This is a genomic window from Streptomyces sp. TLI_55 (genome assembly GCF_900206255.1).
Lineage (GTDB): Bacteria > Actinomycetota > Actinomycetes > Streptomycetales > Streptomycetaceae > Streptomyces > Streptomyces aquilus.
In genome coordinates, this window is record NZ_OAOJ01000001.1 from 2374525 (window position 1) to 2394783 (window position 20259).

General features: G+C 70.9%; 14 protein-coding genes. 10 read left to right on the forward strand and 4 right to left on the reverse strand.

Annotated elements, in window-relative coordinates; genetic code table 11:
* Positions 1-547: 547 nt before the first annotated feature.
* From CRP56_RS11095 to CRP56_RS11105, 3 genes are all read left to right on the forward strand, one after another.
* On the forward strand, positions 548-1747 hold the full coding sequence (locus tag CRP56_RS11095) for a glycosyltransferase family 2 protein (protein WP_257041908.1): 1200 nt from the start codon (positions 548-550) through the stop codon (positions 1745-1747).
* A 125-nt stretch (positions 1748-1872) separates the two neighbouring features.
* Positions 1873-3075: a non-hydrolyzing UDP-N-acetylglucosamine 2-epimerase gene (wecB, locus tag CRP56_RS11100; protein WP_097262777.1), complete on the forward strand. Its 1203-nt coding sequence runs from the start codon at positions 1873-1875 to the stop codon at positions 3073-3075.
* On the forward strand, positions 3072-3734 hold the full coding sequence (locus CRP56_RS11105; RefSeq protein ID WP_179850985.1) for a calcium-binding protein: 663 nt from the start codon (positions 3072-3074) through the stop codon (positions 3732-3734). The genes wecB and CRP56_RS11105 overlap by 4 nt, the downstream gene beginning before the upstream one ends.
* 130 nt (positions 3735-3864) lie before the next feature.
* On the opposite strand, the gene CRP56_RS11110 is transcribed toward CRP56_RS11105, so the two are convergent.
* From CRP56_RS11110 to CRP56_RS11120, 3 genes are all read right to left on the reverse strand, one after another.
* Positions 3865-5325: a glutamate synthase subunit beta gene (locus CRP56_RS11110; protein ID WP_097262782.1), complete on the reverse strand. Its 1461-nt coding sequence runs from the start codon at positions 5323-5325 to the stop codon at positions 3865-3867.
* Positions 5318-9910, reverse strand: a complete 4593-nt coding sequence (gene gltB, locus CRP56_RS11115) for a glutamate synthase large subunit (protein WP_097262783.1) — start codon at positions 9908-9910, stop codon at positions 5318-5320. Before gltB ends, CRP56_RS11110 begins: the two co-directional genes overlap by 8 nt.
* Positions 9911-10281: 371 nt before the next feature.
* On the reverse strand, positions 10282-11013 hold the full coding sequence (locus tag CRP56_RS11120; protein ID WP_097262785.1) for a VIT1/CCC1 transporter family protein: 732 nt from the start codon (positions 11011-11013) through the stop codon (positions 10282-10284).
* Between the two features lie 274 nt (positions 11014-11287).
* Between CRP56_RS11120 and CRP56_RS11125 the strand changes: the two genes are divergently transcribed.
* Genes CRP56_RS11125 through CRP56_RS11155 form a run of 7 tightly spaced genes read left to right on the forward strand, consistent with a single transcriptional unit; the run spans position 11288 to position 19237 of the window.
* Complete coding sequence (locus tag CRP56_RS11125; protein WP_097262788.1) at positions 11288-12331, forward strand: ADP-ribosylglycohydrolase family protein; 1044 nt, start codon at positions 11288-11290, stop codon at positions 12329-12331.
* Complete coding sequence (locus CRP56_RS11130; RefSeq protein WP_257040576.1) at positions 12328-13647, forward strand: ADP-ribosylglycohydrolase family protein; 1320 nt, start codon at positions 12328-12330, stop codon at positions 13645-13647. The genes CRP56_RS11125 and CRP56_RS11130 overlap by 4 nt, the downstream gene beginning before the upstream one ends.
* An 8-nt stretch (positions 13648-13655) precedes the next feature.
* Positions 13656-14852, forward strand: coding sequence for an ADP-ribosylglycohydrolase family protein (locus CRP56_RS11135; protein WP_097262790.1), 1197 nt, complete (start codon positions 13656-13658; stop codon positions 14850-14852).
* Positions 14840-16306, forward strand: a complete 1467-nt coding sequence (locus CRP56_RS11140; RefSeq protein ID WP_097262792.1) for an ADP-ribosylglycohydrolase family protein — start codon at positions 14840-14842, stop codon at positions 16304-16306. The genes CRP56_RS11135 and CRP56_RS11140 overlap by 13 nt, the downstream gene beginning before the upstream one ends.
* Positions 16303-17199, forward strand: coding sequence for a ribokinase (gene rbsK / locus CRP56_RS11145; protein WP_097262794.1), 897 nt, complete (start codon positions 16303-16305; stop codon positions 17197-17199). The genes CRP56_RS11140 and rbsK overlap by 4 nt, the downstream gene beginning before the upstream one ends.
* A complete protein-coding gene (locus CRP56_RS11150; RefSeq protein WP_097262796.1) occupies positions 17196-18413 on the forward strand; it encodes a CaiB/BaiF CoA transferase family protein in 1218 nt (405 codons plus the stop codon). Before rbsK ends, CRP56_RS11150 begins: the two co-directional genes overlap by 4 nt.
* Positions 18410-19237: an HpcH/HpaI aldolase/citrate lyase family protein gene (locus CRP56_RS11155; protein WP_097262798.1), complete on the forward strand. Its 828-nt coding sequence runs from the start codon at positions 18410-18412 to the stop codon at positions 19235-19237. Before CRP56_RS11150 ends, CRP56_RS11155 begins: the two co-directional genes overlap by 4 nt.
* Before the next feature lie 64 nt (positions 19238-19301).
* Here CRP56_RS11155 and lgt read toward each other — a convergent pair whose 3' ends face one another.
* Positions 19302-20255 (reverse strand): prolipoprotein diacylglyceryl transferase, encoded by a 954-nt coding sequence (gene lgt / locus CRP56_RS11160; protein WP_097262800.1) that lies wholly within the window; start codon positions 20253-20255, stop codon positions 19302-19304.
* Positions 20256-20259 lie beyond the last annotated feature (4 nt).

Below are 20259 nucleotides of genomic sequence, written 5' to 3' on the forward strand. Positions count from 1 at the left end.
AGATTCCTCGTCGCCGAGGACGGATCAACGGTCTCACGATCATTCCCCCCACTTTGCCTTTTCTTGGCAAAGGTTTTTCCAATGGGAAGTCACCGATTCTTCTGACCGGCCAGAACGGTGTCAATGGACCGAAGGGTGAATTCCCGAGTGCCGGCAGACCCTACCGGAAGATCGGACTTGTCCTTTTTCGGAATGACTTCTGAGTCGCCCTCGACGTCTGCTACGTTCACCTCGGCGCGATGGGGACGCGCTGTGAAATGTGGGGGGACAATGTACGGACGACCCGCCCTGGGGGCTCTGCTGCCCCTGGCAGGGGCGATGGCCGCGCCAGAAGCTGTACCGGGCCTACCTTTGGCCAAAGCGCTACAGGCAACGGCGGGAGTCGGATTTCTGTTCTATTGCCTGACGGCTTGCCTGATATTGCTGGCCCGGATACGACTGCGCCGCCAGGCACAAAGAACGCGGGCCGGAGAAAGGATGCAGGTCGGCGCCGGGAGCGGTCATGATCACTGAACTGCTCCTGTGGTCGAGCATCACTCTGATCATTATGGCCGGGTGCTACAACACGAGTCTCTTTGTGTTGTCGAGGCGCAGAATTCGCCGTTCCCGGACCGACCGGAGAGATCGGCTCTACGTATTTCTTCTCGCCTGCCTCAACGAGGAGAAAGTGCTTTCCGAAAGCCTGGCGCGGATCACTTCGCTGCCCGCCCGGAATTTCATGGCACTGGTCATCGACGACGGCTCGGACGACCGCACCTTCCAGATCGCTCGGGCCGCCCATCCGAGCCTGGTCCGCGTGCATCGGCGTACCCCGCCGAACTGCCGCAAGGGCAAGGGCGCCGCCCTCAACGACGGGGTCCGGCATCTGCGCGCGTCCGGCCTGCTCGCCGGCCACGACCCGGCGGACGTGGTCCTGTGCGTGGTCGACGCCGACGGACGGCTCGATCCGCATGTCGTGCAGTCGGTCGACCCGTACTTCGACGACCCGAGGACGGGCGCGGTCCAGGTCTGCGTCCGGATGTACAACCGGCACCTCGGGCTGCTCGCCCGCATGCAGGACATGGAGTTCGTCGTCTACGGCGACGTCTTCCAGAGCGCCCGCCGCTACATCGGCAGCGTCGGCATGGGCGGCAACGGGCAGTTCATGCGGCTGTCGGCGCTCGACACCCTGGACGGCGACGGCCCGTGGAGCGACAGCCTCACCGAGGACCTCGACCTCGGCGTACGGCTGATCGCCAAGGGCTGGACCAACCAGCACTGCACCACCGCCGCGGTCTCCCAGCAGGCCGTGCTCAGCCTGCGGCGCCTGATCCGCCAGCGATCCCGCTGGTTCCAGGGCCACTTGCAGTCCGCCGGACTCGTCCCGCTCATCCTCAGGGACGTCCCCACGAAGGCCGCGGTCGACCTGCTGTACCACCTCTCCAGCCCGGTGCTGATCCTGCTCACCTCGCTGCTGCCGCTGTCCTTCCTCGTCGCCGTCGGCGCCACCACCGTGGCCTCCGTCCAGGTCGGACACCCGCTGGTCTCGCCCATGTGGCTGCTGGGCCCGTACCTGCTGTCGTTCACCGCCGCCTACGCGTACGGCTACGTGTACGCCAAGCGGGAGCGCGAGCTGGGCCTGGTGCGGTCGGTCCTGCTCGCCCATGTCTTCGTCTTCTACGGCTACATCTGGTTCGCGGCCGGCTGGTGGGGCTTCTGGCGGATGCTCACCGGCCAGCGGGGCTGGCTGAAGACGGCACGCACCTGACGACACCCGTACCGCTCCACTGAGGACATTCAGGCCGCGCCGGGTCCCGGCGCGGGTCCTCGCCTCATCTCTCATCACCCTCACGTGATCGCTGCGCCGATCACGCATGCCCAAGGGGGGCACCCATGTCCACACCTGCGACAACCATGCCCGTGCACGCCATGCTGGTGCTCGGCACCCGGCCGGAAGCGATCAAACTGGCGCCCGTGGCACGGGCGATGGCCGCCGGCCCGCAGTTCGAGCCGATCGTCGTCACCACCGGCCAGCACCGCGAGATGCTCCACCAGATGCTCGGCATGCTGGGCGTCGACGTCCGCATCGCCCTCGACGTGATGCGCACCCGGCAGCAGCTCTCCGACCTGACCGCCCGGCTGGTCCGGGAACTCGGCACGGTACTGCGCGAACAGCGGCCGGACCTGGTGGTGGTGCAGGGGGACACCACCACCGCGCTGGCGGGTGCCCTGGCCGCCTTCTACGAGAAGATCCCGGTCGCCCATGTCGAGGCGGGCCTGCGCACCGGCGTCATCGACAACCCGTTCCCGGAGGAGCTCAACCGCAGCCTCATCGGCCGGATCGCCCGCTGGCACTTCGCCCCGACCCCGGCCGCCGCCCGGCATCTGACCGACGAGGGCGTCCCGGACGAGCAGGTGTTCACCACCGGCAACACGGTCATCGACAACCTGCTGTGGGTGCTGGCCGAGGGCAGCGGCACCTCCGCGTTCCGCACCGACGCCGGCGCCCGCGACGCCGACATGATCCGCCGGGCAGGCCCCAAGCGCATCCTGGTCACCCTGCACCGCCGGGAGAACCAGGGCGAGCGGATGCGCGGCATGGGGCGGGCACTGACCCGGCTCGCGCGGCGCGGGGACGTGGAGATCGTGCTGCCGCTGCACAAGAGTCCGGCCGTACGGGACGCGCTGCTGCCCGAACTCGACGGCCAGCGGGGCATCAAGCTCGTCGAGCCGCTCGACTACCTGGACTTCGCGGCGACGCTGGCCGAGTGCGACCTCGTGCTCACCGACTCCGGCGGCATCCAGGAGGAGGCCCCGAGCCTCGCCAAGCCCTCGCTGGTGCTGCGGACGACGACCGAGCGGCCCGAGGCGGTGGAGGCCGGCGCGGCCCGGCTGATCGGCACGGACCCCGACGCGATCGTCACCTGGGCGGAACGGCTGTTGGACGACCCGGCCGAGTACCGGCGGATGGCGACCGCCGGCAATCCCTTCGGTGACGGCGAGGCCGCGCGCCGCATCCTGGGCCAGCTGGCCGAGGACTTCGCCGCCGATGTCCCGGTCGGGCTGACCGCGTCCGGGCCATACTCGACGGCATGACACGCAGGGGCCGCCGCGTCACCGGACTGGCACTGGCTCTCACCCTCGCCGCGTTCGTCGCGCTCACCGTGAGCCAGTGCCGGGGCGACGACGCCCCGCCCCCGAAGCCCTGGATCGACGGCACGATCCACGGCCGCTGGCTGTCGGTGTTCAACGGCATGGGCGCCAACCACGGCGACGACTCCTCGCTCACCCTCTCCCCCAAGGCCGCCGAGGACCCGGGCACCACCCACGCCGGTCTGGTGGTGAGCACGGCCGACTACACGGACGTACGGTACGAGGCCCGGATGCGCACGCTGAAGCAGCTGCGCTCGCCGAAGCCGAACCCGTGGGAAGTGCCGTGGCTGGTCTGGGCGTACACCGACCCGGAGCACTTCTACTACATCACCCTCAAGCCGAACGGCTGGGAGCTCGGCAAGCGCGATCCCGCCTACCCGGGCGGCCAGCGCTTCCTGGCGACGGGACGGACGAAGTACCCAGTGGGTCCTTGGTACGACGTGCGGGTCGAGCAGCGCGGGGCGGCGCTGTCCGTGGCGGTCGACGGCACCCCGCTGGTGAAGTTCGCGGACGCCGAACTGCCGTACGGCCAGGGCCGGGTGGGCGCCTACTCGGAGGACGCGACGGTGGAGTTCGAGGGCCTGAAGGCGTCCTCCGGCTGAAGGACGCGCAGGCGCCCTCCGGTTGAAGGGAAAAGGCGACGGCGCCTCCCCATCGTCCGGTCGGGGACGAGATGGGAAGGCGCCGTCAGCGTTCCGTACGCCGTTGTACGGGACGTTCTTTGATGGGCCGTCAGACCGTCAGCGCGCGGTCCGTCGGGCGGATCGGCGCCGGCAGGTCGCTGGTGCCGGTCAGGAACCGGTCGGTGCCGCGGGCGGCCGAGCGGCCCTCCGCGATCGCCCACACGATGAGCGACTGGCCACGGCCCGCGTCACCGGCGACGAAGACACCGGGGACGTTGGTCTGGAAGTCGGCGTCGCGGGCGATGTTGCCGCGCTCGTCGAGCTCCAGGCCGAACTGGTCGACCAGGCCGTTCTCCCGGTCGGTGCCGGTGAAGCCCATGGCGAGGGTGACCAGCTGGGCGGGGATCTTGCGCTCCGTGCCCGGCTTCGGGGTCAGCTTGCCGTCGATGAACTCGACCTCGGTGAGGTGCAGCCACTGGACGTTGCCGTCCTCGTCACCCTCGAAGTGGGTGGTGGAGACGGAGTAGACCCGCTCACCGCCCTCCTCGTGCGCGGACGTGACCTTGTAGAGCATCGGGAAGGTCGGCCAGGGCTGGCCGGCGTTCCGCTCGTCGCCCGGGCGGGGCATGATCTCCAGCTGCGTGACCGAGGCCGCGCCCTGCCGGTGGGCGGTGCCCACGCAGTCGGCGCCGGTGTCGCCACCGCCGATGACGACGACGTGCTTGCCTTCGGCGGTGATCGGGGCGGTGACGTAGTCGCCCTCCTGCACCTTGTTGGCCAGGGGCAGGTACTCCATGGCCTGGTAGATGCCCTTGAGCTCGCGGCCCGGGACGGGCAGGTCGCGCGCGGTGGTCGCACCGGCGGCGATGACGATCGCGTCGTACCGCTTCTTCAGGTCGGTCGCCTTGAGGTCGCGGCCGATCTCGATGCCGGTGCGGAAGCGGGTGCCCTCCGCGCGCATCTGCTCGATGCGGCGGTTGATGTGCCGCTTCTCCATCTTGAACTCGGGGATGCCGTACCGCAGGAGACCACCGATGCGGTCGGCGCGCTCGTACACCGCGACCGTGTGACCGGCCCGGGTGAGCTGCTGCGCGGCGGCGAGGCCGGCCGGTCCTGAGCCGATGACGGCGACGGTCTTGCCGGACAGGCGCTCGGGGATCTGCGGCGCGACGTCACCGGTGTCCCACGCCTTGTCGATGATCGAGACCTCGACGTTCTTGATGGTGACCGGCGGCTGGTTGATGCCGAGCACGCACGCCGCCTCGCAGGGCGCGGGGCAGAGGCGACCGGTGAACTCCGGGAAGTTGTTGGTCGCGTGCAGCCGCTCGCTGGCGGCGGCCCAGTCCTCGCGGTAGGCGTAGTCGTTCCACTCGGGGATGAGGTTCCCCAGCGGACAGCCGTTGTGACAGAACGGGATGCCGCAGTCCATGCAGCGGCTGGCCTGCTTGCTGATGATCGGCAGCAGGGAGCCGGGGACGTAGACCTCGTTCCAGTCCTTCAGCCGGACGTCGACAGGGCGGGACTTGGCGACCTCACGGCCGTGGTTCAGGAAGCCCTTCGGGTCAGCCATTGATCGCCGCCTCCATCATCTTCTCGGTGATCTCGGTCTCGGAGAGACCGGCCTGCTCGGCGGCGACCTTGGCGGCGAGCACTGCCTTGTACGTGCTGGGGATGATCTTGCTGAAGCGCTCCACGGACGCGTCCCAGTCGACGAGCAGCTTCTCGGCGACCGTCGATGCGGTCTCCTCGGCGTGGCGGCGCACCACGTCGTGCAGCCACTGCTTGTCGGTGTCGTCCAGCGCCTCCACGGCGTCCACGTTGCCGACGTTGACGTTGTCCCGGTCGAGGTCGATGACGTACGCGACACCACCGGACATGCCGGCCGCGAAGTTGCGGCCCGTCGGACCGAGCACCACCGCGTGACCGCCGGTCATGTACTCGCAGCCGTGGTCGCCCACGCCCTCCGAGACCACCAGGGCACCGGAGTTGCGGACGCAGAACCGCTCGCCGGTACGGCCGCGCAGGAAGAGCTCGCCGCCGGTCGCGCCGTACGCGATCGTGTTGCCCGCGATCGTCGAGTACTCGGCGAGGTGGTCGGCGCCCCGGTCGGGACGGACGATCACCCGGCCGCCGGAGAGGCCCTTGCCGACGTAGTCGTTGGCGTCGCCCTCCAGGCGCAGCGTGATGCCGCGCGGGAGGAAGGCGCCGAAGGACTGGCCCGCGGAACCGGTGAAGGTGATGTCGATGGTGTCGTCGGGCAGGCCCGCGCCACCGAACTTCTTCGTCACCTCATGGCCGAGCATGGTGCCGACCGTGCGGTTGATGTTGCGGATGGCGGCCTGGGCGCGCACCGGCTGGGCGTCGGTCGCCGAGTCGGCGGCCAGGGCGTCGGCGGCGAGCTTGATGAGCTCGTTGTCGAGCGCCTTCTCCAGGCCGTGGTCCTGCTCGATGACCTGGTGCAGCGGGGTGCCCTCGGGCAGCTCGGGCACGTAGAAGAGCGGGGACAGGTCCAGGCCCTGCGCCTTCCAGTGGTCGACGGCCCGCTCGACGTCGAGGGTCTCGGCGTGGCCGACGGCCTCCTCGATGGAGCGGAAGCCCAGCTCGGCGAGGATCTCGCGGACCTCTTCGGCGATGAACTTGAAGAAGTTCACGACGTACTCGGCCTTGCCGGTGAACCGGTCGCGGAGCGTCGGGTTCTGGGTGGCGATGCCGACCGGGCAGGTGTCCAGGTGGCAGACGCGCATCATGACGCAGCCGGAGACGACGAGCGGCGCGGTCGCGAAACCGAACTCCTCGGCGCCGAGCAGCGCGGCGATGACGACGTCACGGCCGGTCTTGAGCTGGCCGTCGGTCTGCACGACGATGCGGTCGCGCAGGCCGTTGAGCAGCAGCGTCTGCTGGGTCTCGGCGAGACCGAGCTCCCAGGGACCGCCGGCGTGCTTGAGCGACGTCAGCGGCGAGGCGCCCGTACCGCCGTCGTGGCCGGAGATGAGCACGACGTCCGCGTGGGCCTTCGACACACCGGCCGCGACCGTGCCGACGCCGACCTCCGAGACCAGCTTCACGTGAATCCGCGCCTGCGGGTTCGCGTTCTTCAGGTCGTGGATCAGCTGGGCCAGGTCCTCGATGGAGTAGATGTCGTGGTGCGGCGGCGGGGAGATGAGGCCCACGCCCGGCGTCGAGTGACGCGTCTTCGCGACCCACGGGTAGACCTTGTGGCCGGGCAGCTGACCGCCCTCGCCGGGCTTGGCGCCCTGGGCCATCTTGATCTGGATGTCGTCCGCGTTGACCAGGTACTCGGAGGTCACACCGAAGCGGCCGGAGGCGACCTGCTTGATGGACGACCGGCGCGCCGGGTCGTACAGACGGTCCGGGTCCTCGCCGCCCTCACCGGTGTTGGACTTGCCGCCCAGCTGGTTCATGGCGATGGCGAGGGTCTCGTGGGCCTCGCGCGAGATGGAGCCGTAGGACATGGCACCGGTGGAGAACCGCTTGACGATCTCGCTGACCGGCTCGACCTCGTCGACGGAGATCGACGGACGGTCCGACTTGAAGCCGAAGAGCCCGCGGAGCGTCATCAGCCGCTCGGACTGCTCGTTCACGCGGTCCGTGTACTTCTTGAAGATGTCGTAGCGGTTGGCACGCGTCGAGTGCTGGAGGCGGAAGACCGTCTCCGGGTCGAACAGGTGCGGCTCGCCCTCACGGCGCCACTGGTACTCGCCGCCTATGTCCAGCGCGCGGTGCGCGGGAGCGATGCCGGAGGCGGGGTACGCCTTGGCGTGCCGGGCGGCGACCTCCTTGGCGACGACGTCGATGCCGACGCCGCCGATCTTGGAGGCGGTGCCGTTGAAGTACTTCTCGACGAAGGTCTCCTCCAGGCCGACGGCCTCGAAGACCTGGGCGCCGCGGTAGGAGGCGACGGTCGAGATGCCCATCTTCGACATGACCTTCAGAACGCCCTTGCCCAGGGCGTAGATCAGGTTGCGGATGGCCTGCTCGGGCTCGATGTCCGAGAGGAAGGTGCCCGCGCGGACGAGGTCCTCGACGGACTCCATCGCCAGGTAGGGGTTGACGGCCGCGGCGCCGAAGCCGATCAGCAGGGCGACGTGGTGGACCTCGCGGACGTCACCGGCCTCGACCAGCAGGCCCACCTGGGTGCGCTGCTTGGTGCGGATGAGGTGGTGGTGGACGGCCGCGGTGAGCAGCAGCGACGGGATCGGCGCGTGCTCGGCGTCGGAGTGGCGGTCCGACAGGACGATCAGCCGGGCGCCGTTCTCGATGGCGGCGTCGGCCTCGGCGCAGATCTCGTCGATGCGCGCGGCGAGGGCGTCGCCGCCGCCGGAGACCCGGTACAGACCGGACAGGGTCGCGGCCTTGAAGCCGGGCATGTCGCCGTCGGCGTTGATGTGGATGAGCTTGGCCAGCTCGTCGTTGTCGATCACCGGGAAGGGCAGGGTGACGCTACGGCAGGAAGCGGCCGTCGGCTCCAGGAGGTTGCTCGCGGGACCGAGGGACGAGCGCAGCGAGGTCACGAGCTCCTCGCGGATCGCGTCCAGCGGCGGGTTGGTGACCTGCGCGAACAACTGGGTGAAGTAGTCGAAGAGCAGGCGCGGGCGCGAGGACAGCGCGGCGATCGGCGAGTCGGTGCCCATCGAACCGATGGGCTCGGCACCGGCCTTGGCCATCGGCGCGAGGATGACGCGCAGCTCCTCCTCGGTGTAGCCGAAGGTCTGCTGGCGGCGGGTGACCGAGGCGTGCGTGTGCACGATGTGCTCGCGCTCGGGCAGGTCGGACAGCTCGATCTCGCCGGCCTCCAGCCAGTCGGCGTACGGCTTCTCGGCGGCGAGGCCGGCCTTGATCTCGTCGTCCTCGATGATGCGGTGCTCGGCGGTGTCGACGAGGAACATCTTGCCGGGCTGGAGGCGGCCCTTGCGGACGACCTTCGCGGGGTCGATGTCGAGGACGCCGACCTCGGAGCCGAGGACGACGAGGCCCTCGTCGGTGACCCAGTAGCGGCCGGGGCGCAGACCGTTGCGGTCGAGGACCGCGCCGACCTGGGTGCCGTCGGTGAAGGTGACACAGGCCGGGCCGTCCCAGGGCTCCATCATCGTGGAGTGGAACTGGTAGAAGGCGCGCCGGGCCGGGTCCATGGAGTCGTGGTTCTCCCACGCCTCCGGGATCATCATCAGCACGGAGTGCGGCAGCGAACGCCCGCCCAGGTGCAGGAGTTCGAGCACCTCGTCGAAGGACGCCGAGTCGGAGGCGTCCGGCGTACAGATCGGGAAGACCCGCTCCAGGCCCTTGTCGCCGAAGAGGTCGGAGACCAGCTGCGACTCGCGCGCGGCCATCCAGTTGCGGTTGCCCTTGACGGTGTTGATCTCACCGTTGTGCGCGACGAAGCGGTACGGGTGCGCGAGCGGCCACGACGGGAAGGTGTTCGTGGAGAAGCGCGAGTGGACGAGCGCGATGGCCGAGGCGAAGCGGCGGTCGGACAGGTCCGGGAAGAAGGGCTCCAGCTGGCCGGTGGTCAGCATGCCCTTGTAGACGATGGTCCGCGCGGACAGCGACGGGAAGTAGACGTCGACCTCGCGCTCGGCGCGCTTGCGCAGCACGAAGGCCTTGCGGTCGAGCTCGATGCCGGAGCCGGCGCCGTCGGCGACGAAGATCTCGCGGAAGGCGGGCATGGTCGACCGGGCGGTGGCGCCGAGGAGCTCGGGCGCGACCGGGACCTCGCGCCAGCCGAGGACGGTGAGGCCCTCTTCGGCGGCGATCGTCTCGATCCGCGAGACGGCGTCGTCGGTGCCGTCCTCCGGGAGGAAGGCGATGCCGACGGCGTAGGCGCCGGCCTCGGGCAGCTCGAAGCCGGCCACCTCACGGAAGAAGGCGTCCGGAACCTGGGTCAGGATGCCCGCGCCGTCACCCGAGTCGGGCTCGGAGCCGGTGGCACCGCGGTGCTCCAGGTTGCGCAGAACGGTGAGCGCCTGCTCGACCAGCGCATGGCTCGCCTCGCCGGTGAGGGTGGCCACGAAACCGACGCCACAGGCGTCCTTTTCGTTGCGGGGGTCGTACATACCCTGCGCAGCAGGGCGAGCATCCATGAAGGACCACTTCTGGCCATTCGCGGAATGCTGGGACGGCTGGCGCGGCGTACGCATCGGCTCTCCCGTCGTCGTCTCAAGTGGCATATCTGCGTGCCGAGGGACGACGTTGGCCCTCTGCGTGTGCGCAAAATTTCGTGCAGGTTACATGATGGAGCGGTTCTCGGGAACCGGATACCGCGTTCCAGCATGCGGACGCCACGCGGTGGCGACAGGGGTATCGCGCACGTGGCTTGAAGTGTGTGGGGACCGAACGGGACAGATCGATGTCCGTCGCTCCAGGGGCAAGGCAGGCGGCGTCGCTCACCTCGCGGGTGCGCGGCAGGCGTCATTGCCCACAGCGCTTACGGCTCATGCCCAGTGGTTAAGCATTCGAAACCAGTGAGTAACGGCTACTTATGCGGCCCAACGCATAAGTAGCGGTCGACCTATCCTACGGCCGTTCCGAAGAAGCTGCCCAGGGCGTACGTCACACCGGCCGCCGCACCACCGAGAGCGAGCTGCCGCAGACCGCTGAACCACCAGGTCCGCGCCGTCACCTTGGCCACGACGGCACCGCATCCGAACAGGCCGACGAGGGCGACGAGAACCGCAGGCCACAGGGCACTGGCCCCCAGCAGATAAGGCAGTACGGGAAGCAGCGCACCGAGCGCGAAGGCCCCGAAGGACGAGACGGCGGCGACGAGCGGCGAGGGCAGATCCCCGGGATCGATCCCCAGCTCCTCCCGGGCGTGAATCTCCAGGGCCTGCTCAGGATCACGGGACAGTTGCCTGGCGACCTCCCGCGCGAGCGCCGGCTCGACCCCCCGAGCCTCGTACAAGGCGGCGAGCTCGGCCTCCTCGTCCTGCGGATGCTTGCGCAGCTCCCGCCGCTCGACGTCCAGCTCGGCCTCGACGAGCTCGCGCTGGGAGGCGACGGAGGTGTACTCACCGGCGGCCATGGAGAAGGCCCCGGCGGCAAGCCCCGCGAGCCCGGTGAGCACGATGGCCTGCTGCCCCACGGCACCCCCGGCGACGCCGGTCATCAGCGCGAGATTGGAGACCAGCCCGTCCATGGCCCCGAAGACGGCGGGCCGCAGCCATCCCCCGTTCACATCGCGGTGGGTGTGGTTGTCACGGTGCGCCTCGTGCAGCGACGCCTCGGTCTCGATGATGGCCATCAGGGGTCCCCCAAGGAAGCTAAGCCAAAGCTAACTTTAGACAGATTCTAATTACCGACAACCAGACTGTACGACGAGAAATTCCGCCCCGCCACGAAGGAAAGGCTGGGCTAACCTGCACCTTTACCTCCGAATGCGCATACGATCGCGGGCCTGCTCAAATGTCGACCGGGTGATGCTGCGGCAAGTGATGCTCTTGTCGTGACCGCCCCGTGGGACACATCCGCAAAGGCCCCGCGCCCTGTGCGGAGCCCCCGGAGGAGAGGCCCGCCGTATGGCATCGATCGCCTGCATCCCCTCGGCCCCGGCACCCGGGAACGCCGCCGAACTCCGCGAGCGGGGCCGCGGCGCCCTCCTGGGCCTGGCGGTGGGAGACGCCCTGGGCGCCCCCGCGGAGAACCTGAAACCGTCGGAGATCCGAGCCCGCTGGGGCCGCATCACGGGCTACGTGGCGGAGAAGCCCGCCGGCACGGACGACACCGAGTACGCGATCTTCTCGGGCCTCCTCCTGGCCCGCCACGGCTCGGCACTCACCCCGGCCCATGTGGAGGCGGCCTGGCACGAGTGGATCGCGGACCGCGAGGAAGGTCCGTTCCGGGGAGCGGGCTTCAGCGAACGAGGCACGCTGGAGAACCTGCGCCGGGGCCTGGCGGCCCCCATCTCCGCCCAGCACCGCCACGCCTGGAGCGACGGCCTGGCGATGCGCGCGGCCCCCTTCGGCGTCTACGCGTCCGGCCGCCCGGCGGAGGCGGCGCGCCTGGCGGCGATCGACGGCTCCGTGAGCCACGACGGCGAGGGCATCTACGGCGGCCAGGCGGTAGCGGCAGGAGTGGCGGCGGCGATGGCAGGCGCCCCCACGGTCGCGGTGGTCGCCTCGGCCCTGGCGGTGATCCCGGACGACTCCTGGACGGCCCGCTCCCTGCGCCGCGCGGTGGCGGTGGCCCACCGAGGCGAACGAGCGGTCCGCTCCGCGGTGGTCATCGGCGGCTACCCCTGGACCGACCTGGCCCCGGAGGCGGTGGCCCTCGCATTCGGCGCGTACGCGGCGGCGGACGGCGACTTCGTGGAGGCGGTCCTGACAGCCGTCAACATGGGCCGCGACGCGGACACGACGGCAGCGGTGGCGGGCGCACTGGCAGGCGCGACGAGGGGGGCGTCCGCGATCCCGACGGAGTGGGCGGCGGCGATCGGCCCGGCCAGGGGCAGCTGTCTGCCGTCGATGGCGGGCCATCACGTACTGGACGTGGCGGACCTGCTGACGCCGGGCGGGGAGTACGTACTGGCGGCGGAGGGCGGCGAGATGGAGGCGACGCGATGACCATCTCGGACGAACCGGCACCTCTCAACGCCGGTCCGCACATCCCAGCCCGTCCGGCGTTTGAGGACGAGGCCCTTTCGGGGCCGACGGAGGTCCAGGGGGCGGAGCCCCCTGGCGGGGTCGAAGGGGCAGCGCCCCTGGTGAGGGGACGGGTAGGGGCGGCGGGGGCGAAAGAAGCAACCGCCGACACCCCCACCCCAAACCCTCATCGCATCGAAGGCCTCCTCCTGGGCCTCGCCGCAGGCGACGCCGCCGGCTGGCCGGCCGCCCGCCACAGAGCCGCCCGCATGCCCGACTGGACCCGCCGCCTCACCCGCGAACTGGACACCTTCGCCGAGCAGAACGCCACCACCACCCTCCCCGTCCCCATCGCCCTCAACCAACCCCCCGAACCCCTCCGCCTCGGCCCCTCCGACGACGCGGAATGGGCAGCCTTCACCGCAGAAGCCCTCCTCCGCGCAGGCGACGACACCGCCCTCCCCGACCTCAGCCGAGACCGCCGTATCCGAGCCGCGATCGACCTCACCTGGACCGCCCTCGCCGCCGAAGTGGCCGCCGCGGCGCACCGCGCCCCCGAGATCGAGTCCGCCGTACTCCCCCTGCGCGCCCGCATCTCGGTCCGCGCCGGCCTCGGCAACCTCGCCACCGGCCTACGCCCGCCCGCCACCGGCCACGACAACCCCCACTACTTCGACGACGCGGCCTGCGTCAGAGCCTGCGTCCTGGCCATCACCCACCCGGGCAACCCCCAACTCGCCGCGGACCTGGCCGAGTTCGACGCCCGCTACACCCAGGACGGCGACGGAGTCCACGGCGCCCGGGCCATGGCCGCGGCCCTCTCCCTCGCCCTCACCGGAGCCGACGTACACACCTGCGCCGACGCCGCCCTCACCGAACTCCCGGAGTCCACGGAGATCGGCCGCAACGCCCGTCACGCCCTGGCCCTCGCCCGCACCACCCCCACCGCGTTCGCCCTGATCCCCCTCCTGGAACACCAGATCGTCGACCACGTCTACAGCTACGGCATCGCGGCCGCCGAAACGGTCCCGGTGGCCCTCGCGTTGGCGACCGCGGCGCACGGCGACATCTCGGCCGCCGTACCCGCCGCCGCCTGCCTGTCCCGCGTCGCGGACTCGGCCCCCGCCCTGACCGGCGCCCTCACCGGAGCCCTGACCGGCGGCGCCGCGCTCCCAGCCTCCTGGCGGGACACCTGCCGCACCCTCTCCGGCTGCGCCCTCCCCCGCCTCACCGGCACCGACCTGGTGGAACTCGCCGAACTCCTGGAAGCGACGCAACCGCCCCTGCCAGGAGGATGATTCGGTTCATGCCACCGATCTCACCCAAACCCCCACAACACACCCCCACCTCGGCCACCCCCAGCCTGGAGGACCGCATCACCGGCGCCCTCGTGGGCGCCGCCGTCGGCGACGCACTCGGCGGCCCGGTGGAGGGCTACTCCCCCGACCAGATCCTGGAACGCCACGCCGGCCGCGTCCACGGCATCGTCGGCCCCTGGAACGGCGACGCCTGGCGCACGGCCCGCCCGATCGCCCCGTACCACAAGGGCGACGGCCACGTCACCGACGACACCTTGATGACGCACGCCCTGGTCAGGGTCTACGCCGAGGTCCGCGACCACCTGGACGCCTACGCCGTCGCCGACCACCTGGTCCCCGACCTGATGACGAACCCCCGCTGGATCCCCGAACTCGAACAGGAGGCACTCCCCCTCCACCGTCTCTTCCTGGCGGAGAAATGGCTGGTCACGCGCCTCCACTATGCCCACGCCGACCCTCGTGAGGCCGGCGTCGGCAACATCGTCAACTGCGGTGCGGCGATGTACATGGCCCCGGTGGGCCTGGTCAACGCGGCGAACCCGAGGGGCGCCTACGCCGAGGCCCTGGACATCGCGGGCGCCCACCAGTCGTCGTACGGCCGCGAGGCGGCGGGAGTCTTCGCGGCGGCCGTGGCGGCGGCCTGCACACCGAACGCGACGCCGGAAACAGTGGTCTCCCACTGCCTGTCCCTGGCAAAGGACGGCACGAGAACAGCAATCGAGAAGGTCTGCGAAGCGGCAACGCACCACACCACCTTCGAGTCGGCCCTGACCCCCCTCCGCGAAGCGGTCGCCCCCTACGACACGGTCGGCCCCGAGTACCGGGCCCCCTCCCTCGGCGCCCGCCGCCCCTCCCGCCTCCACGCGATCGAGGAACTCCCCATCGCCCTGGGCATGTTGCTCGTGGCGAACGGCGACTACCGCGACGCGGTCCTGGGCGCCGTGAACTACGGCCGCGACTGCGACTCCATCGCGACGATGGCCGGCGCGATCGCGGGCGCCCTGGGCTCGCCGGTCCCGGAGGCCTGGTCCAAGACGGTCGCGGAGGCCAGCCGCCTGGACCTGTGGGAACCGGCGAGGACGCTCACCGAGGTGACCCGCGAGATCCACGACCACGACATCCACCGCCGCCGAGCCCACGAGGCCGCGTTCACGGAGATCGGAGGCCTGAGATGCTCCGACTGACCTGGGTCCAACCGGAAGACCTCGTGGGCCACGAACTCCACCAGGCGGCACTGGACGGCAGAGAACCCGCTGTGATCGCCGCAAGATGGAAGGCGGCAGGCGGCATGGAGGCCCCCCTGAGAGCAGGCGCCTCCCCCCACCCCCCGTCCCGCTACCTCCGCCTGCTGGCAAAGGACTTGCTGGACGAACTGGCGGACCTGCCAAGCAAGTTGGCGGAACAGGAGCCGACGGACCTGGCGAGGATCAAGGCGGTGTGCCCGGCCTGGCCGGTCAGCCTCCGGCCACCCAGCTGCGGGCAGTCGTGCCGCTTGGGCGGCACGGGTGGGCGCAGCGGCACCCCGCAAGCGCGGGCGAGCGAAACCCCCCTACGGCAACCCCCACCCCCCGCAGCCTACGAAGCAGCCTGGCTAGGCCGAGCAATCGGCTGCCTCCTGGGCAAACCGGTAGAGAAACTCCCCCTCCACGCCATTCGCCAACTGGCCAAGTCCACCGGCAACTGGCCCCTGACCACCTACTTCACAGCCCGAGGAGTCCCAGAACCCCTCCTCCGATCACACCCCTGGAACCGCCGCTCAGCCCCCACCTCCCTCGCCGAGAACATCGACGGCATGCCCGAGGACGACGACCTCAACTACCCCCTCCTCAACCTCCTCCTGCTCCAACGCCACGGCAGGAACTTCACCACCCCGGACGTGGCCACCCTCTGGCTGGACGAACTCCCCGCAGGCCGCACGTTCACAGCGGAACGCATCGCCTACCGCAACCTCCTCCTCGGCCTGGAACCCCCGCACACCGCCCGCCACCGCAACCCCTTCCGCGAATGGATCGGCGCCCTGATCCGCGCCGACGTCCACGGCTGGACCAACCCCGGCGACCCGGCCACCGCGGCGGAACAGGCCCACCGGGACGCCACCCTCACCCACACCGCCAACGGCGTCTACGCGGCGATGTTCACGGCCGCGACGATCGCCACCGCGGCGACCGGCACCCACGACATCCACGCCTGCCTCCGCACCGGCCTGACCGTCGTCCCCCCGCACTCCCGCCTGGCAAAAGCAATCCACCACGCGATTCAACTCGCCCGCTCCACCCCCGACTTCGACACGGTCGTGGACGAACTCCACGCCACCTACTCCCCCACCCACCACTGGGTCCACGCGATCCCCAACACCGCCCTGATCGCCGCCGCCCTCACCCACGCGAACGGCGACTTCACCGCGTCCATCTGCAAGACGGTGAGCGGCGGCTGGGACACCGACTCCAACGGCGCGACGGCCGGCAGCATCGCCGGCCTCCTCACCGGCACCCCCACCGCCCTCCCCGACCGCTGGACGACCCCCCTGAAGAACCGGCTCTCCACCTCGGTCGCCGACTTCGACGGCACCGGCTTCGACACCCTGGCCCACCTCACCCACACCCTCGCCCACTCCCCCGTGGAGGCACCCCACCCATGACCCACATCGCCGTACTAGGCAGCACGAACATGGACCTCGTCGCCTACGTCGAGAAGGCCCCGCAGCGCGGAGAGACGGTCACCGGCCGCACCTTCCGTACGATCCCCGGCGGCAAGGGCGCCAACCAGGCGATCGCCGCCGCCCGCGCCGGCGCCACCGTCTCGATGATCGGCGCGGTCGGCAACGACCCCTACGGCGCCCAACTCCGCTCCACCCTCGAACACTCCGGCGTCGACACCGACCATCTCCGCACCGTCGAGGGCCCGTCCGGCACCGCACACATCGTCGTCGACGACGAGGGCGGCAACGCGATCGTCGTGATCCCCGCCGCGAACGGCACCGTCGACCATCTCGCTCCCGGCGACGAGAGCCTGATCGCCTCCGCCGACGCGCTGCTGCTCCAGCTGGAGATCCCGCTGAAGGCGGTCGTGGCCGGCGCGGAGGCGGCCCGCGCGCACGGCGTCCGGACGATCCTCACGCCCGCCCCGGCACAGCCCCTCCCGCCCGAACTCCTCGCCGTCACCGACCTGTTGCTGCCCAACGAGTACGAGGCGACCACCCTCACCGGCCTCTCCGACCCGATCGCCGCGGCCCGGGCCCTCCTCGACCAGGTACCGGCGGTCGTCGTCACGCTCGGCGCGGCGGGCAGCCTCTACGCGGCCCGCGACGGCGCCGATCCCCTCGTCGTGCCCGCCCCGCCGGTCACCGCCGTGGACTCGACCGGCGCGGGCGACACCTTCGCCGGCACCCTCGCGGTCGCGCTCAGCGAGGAGCGCCCGATCCGCGAGGCCCTGCACTGGGCGGCAGCGGCGGCGGCGCTGTCGGTGCAGCGGCCGGGCGCGTCGGCGTCGATGCCGTACCGCTCCGAGATCGACAAGCAGCACAACGCATGACCGGCACCCGACCCCTCACCCCAGCCCCCACCGCCCCGCTCTGCGGCCTCCGCGTCCTCGACCTGGCCACCCTCTTCGCCGGCCCCCTCGCCGCCACCCTGCTCGGCGACTTCGGCGCGGAGGTCGTCAAGGTCGAGCACCCCACCAAGCCCGACCCGTCCCGCGGCCACGGGCCGGCCAAGGACGGCATCGGCCTGTGGTGGAAGGTGCTCGGCCGCAACAAGCGCACGATCACCCTCGACCTCTCCAAGCCGGGCGGCCGGGCCACCCTGCTGCGCCTGGCCGCGACCGCGGACGTGATCATCGAGAACTTCCGCCCCGGCACCCTGGAGAAATGGGACCTGAGCTGGGACGAGCTGTCCGCGGTCAACCCCCGGTTGATCCTCACCCGGGTCACCGCCTTCGGCCAGTTCGGCCCGTATGCCCACCGCCCCGGCTTCGGCACCCTCGCGGAGGCGATGAGCGGCTTCGCCGCGATCACCGGCGAACCGGACGCACCCCCGACGCTGCCGCCCTTCGGCCTCGCCGACTCCATCGCGGGCCTGGCCACCGCGTACGCCGTCATGACGGCCCTCGCGGCCCGCGACCGCACCGGCACGGGCCAGGTCGTCGACATGGCGATCATCGAGCCGATCCTCACCGTCCTCGGCCCCCAGCCCACCTGGTACGACCAACTCGGCTACGTCCAGGAGCGCACCGGCAACCGCTCCGCCAACAACGCCCCGCGCAACACCTACCGCACCGCGGACGGCGGTTGGGTCGCCGTCTCCACCTCCGCCCAGTCGATCGCGGAGCGCGTGATGCGCCTGGTGGGCCGCGAGGATCTGATCGCCGAGCCGTGGTTCGCGACGGGCGCCGACCGAGCCCGCCACGCCGACGTCCTGGACGAGGCGGTCGGCACCTGGATCGCCGCCCGCACCCGTACGGAGGTGCTGGCGGCCTTCGAGAAGGCGGAGGCGGCGGTGGCGCCCATCCAGGACGTCCGGGACGTGATGACCGACCCCCAGTACGCGGCCCTGGACACCATCACCACCCTCCCGGACCCCGAACTCGGCTCCCTCCGCATGCAGAACGTCCTCTTCCGCCTCTCCGCCACCCCGGGCGCGATCCACTGGGCGGGCCGCCCGCACGGCGCCGACACGGACACCGTCCTGACCGAACTGGGCCTGACGGAGGCCGAGTTGGCGGCGCTGCGCGCGGAGGGCGCCGTATGACCACACCGCTGACGTGGCTGTACGCCCCCGGCGACCGCCCGCACGTCGTCGCGAAGGCGCTCGCGGTCGGCGCCGATGTCGTCGTGGTCGACCTGGAGGACGCGGTCGCCCCGGACCGCAAGGCCTACGCCCGCGACGCCACCGCCGAACTCCTCACCGAACGGCATCCCGTCCCGGTCCACGTCCGCGTCAACGACCTGGACGGCCCGCTCGCGGCGGCGGACCTGGAGGCGGTGGCCGCCCTCCCGGGCCTGTCCGGCCTCCGTCTGCCCAAGGTGACGCGACCGCAGCAGATCACCGCCATCGCCGAACGCGACGCCCCCGCCGACGGCGGCGCACCCGCCCTCTTCGCCCTCCTGGAGTCCGCCCTCGGCATCGAACACGCCCACGCGATCGCCACGGCCCACCCCTCCCTGCGCGGCATCGCCCTCGGCGAGGCGGACCTACGGGCGGACCTGGGCGTACGGGAGGACGCGGGCCTCGACTGGTCCCGCTCCCGCGTGATCGTGGCGGCGCGCGCCGCGAACCTCCCGTCCCCGCCCCAGTCGGTCCACCCCGACATCCGCGACCTGGAGGGCCTGGCCGCCTCCTGCGCCCACGGCCGCACCCTGGGCTTCCTGGGCCGGGCGGCCATCCACCCCCGCCAGCTCCCGATCATCGAACGCGCCTATCTCCCGACCTCGGCGGAGATCGAGAAGGCGGAGACGATCGTGAAGGCGGCGACCACGGAACAGGGCGCCCAGGCCCTGCCGGACGGCAGCTTCATCGACGCGGCGGTGGTGACGGCGGCGCAACGCACCCTGTCGCTGGCCCGCCGCCGCTGAACCTCCGCACGACGAAGGGCGCCCGGTGATCACCGGGCGCCCTTCGTCGTCGTACGACCGGCCGTCAGCCCTTCTTCGCCGACTCGGCCTCGTCCTTCACCGCGGTGGAATCGGCCTCGTCCGTCGTCTCCTCGGACTCAGACTCGGTCTCGGCCTTCTCCACGCCGTCGGCCTTCTCGGCGTCTTCCGTCTCGTCGTCGGGGGCACCGGGCTCGACGACCTCTTCGCGGCCCGGGCGCTTCTTCGCCGAGACGACCATGTAGACGACCGCCAGCAGGAACACGATCAGCGCGGTCCAGTTGTTCAGGCGCAGGCCCAGGATGTGGTGGGCGTCGTCGACGCGGAGGTACTCGATCCAGAACCGGCCCACGCAGTACGCGGCGACGTAGAGCGCGAACGCCCGCCCGTGCCCGAGCGTGAAGCGGCGGTCGGCCCAGATGACGAGCAGCGCGACGCCGATGCACCACAGGGACTCGTACAGGAACGTCGGGTGGTACAGGCCCGGGACCCGGCCGTCCGTCGAGGACGTGATCTTCAGGGCCCAGGGGAGGTCGGTCTCCCGGCCGTACAGCTCCTGGTTGAACCAGTTGCCCCAGCGTCCGATGGCCTGCGCGAGGGCGATGCCGGGGGCGATGGCGTCGGCGTAGGCCGGCAGCGGGATGCCCCGGCGGCGGCAGCCGATCCAGGCGCCCACCGCGCCGAGCGCGATCGCGCCCCAGATGCCGAGGCCGCCCTCCCAGATCTTGAAGGAGTCCACCCAGTCACGGCCCTCGCTGAAGTACAGCTCGTAGTCCGTGATCACGTGGTAGAGCCGGCCGCCGAGGAGGCCGAAGGGCACCGCCCAGACCGCGATGTCGGCCACCGTGCCGGCGCGGCCGCCGCGGGCGATCCAGCGCTTGTTGCCGAGCCAGACCGCGACGAAGACGCCGATGATGATGCAGAACGCGTAGCCGCGCAGCGGGATGGGACCGAGGTGGACCACCCCGCGCGACGGGCTGGGAATGTAGGCAAGTTCCATGGCA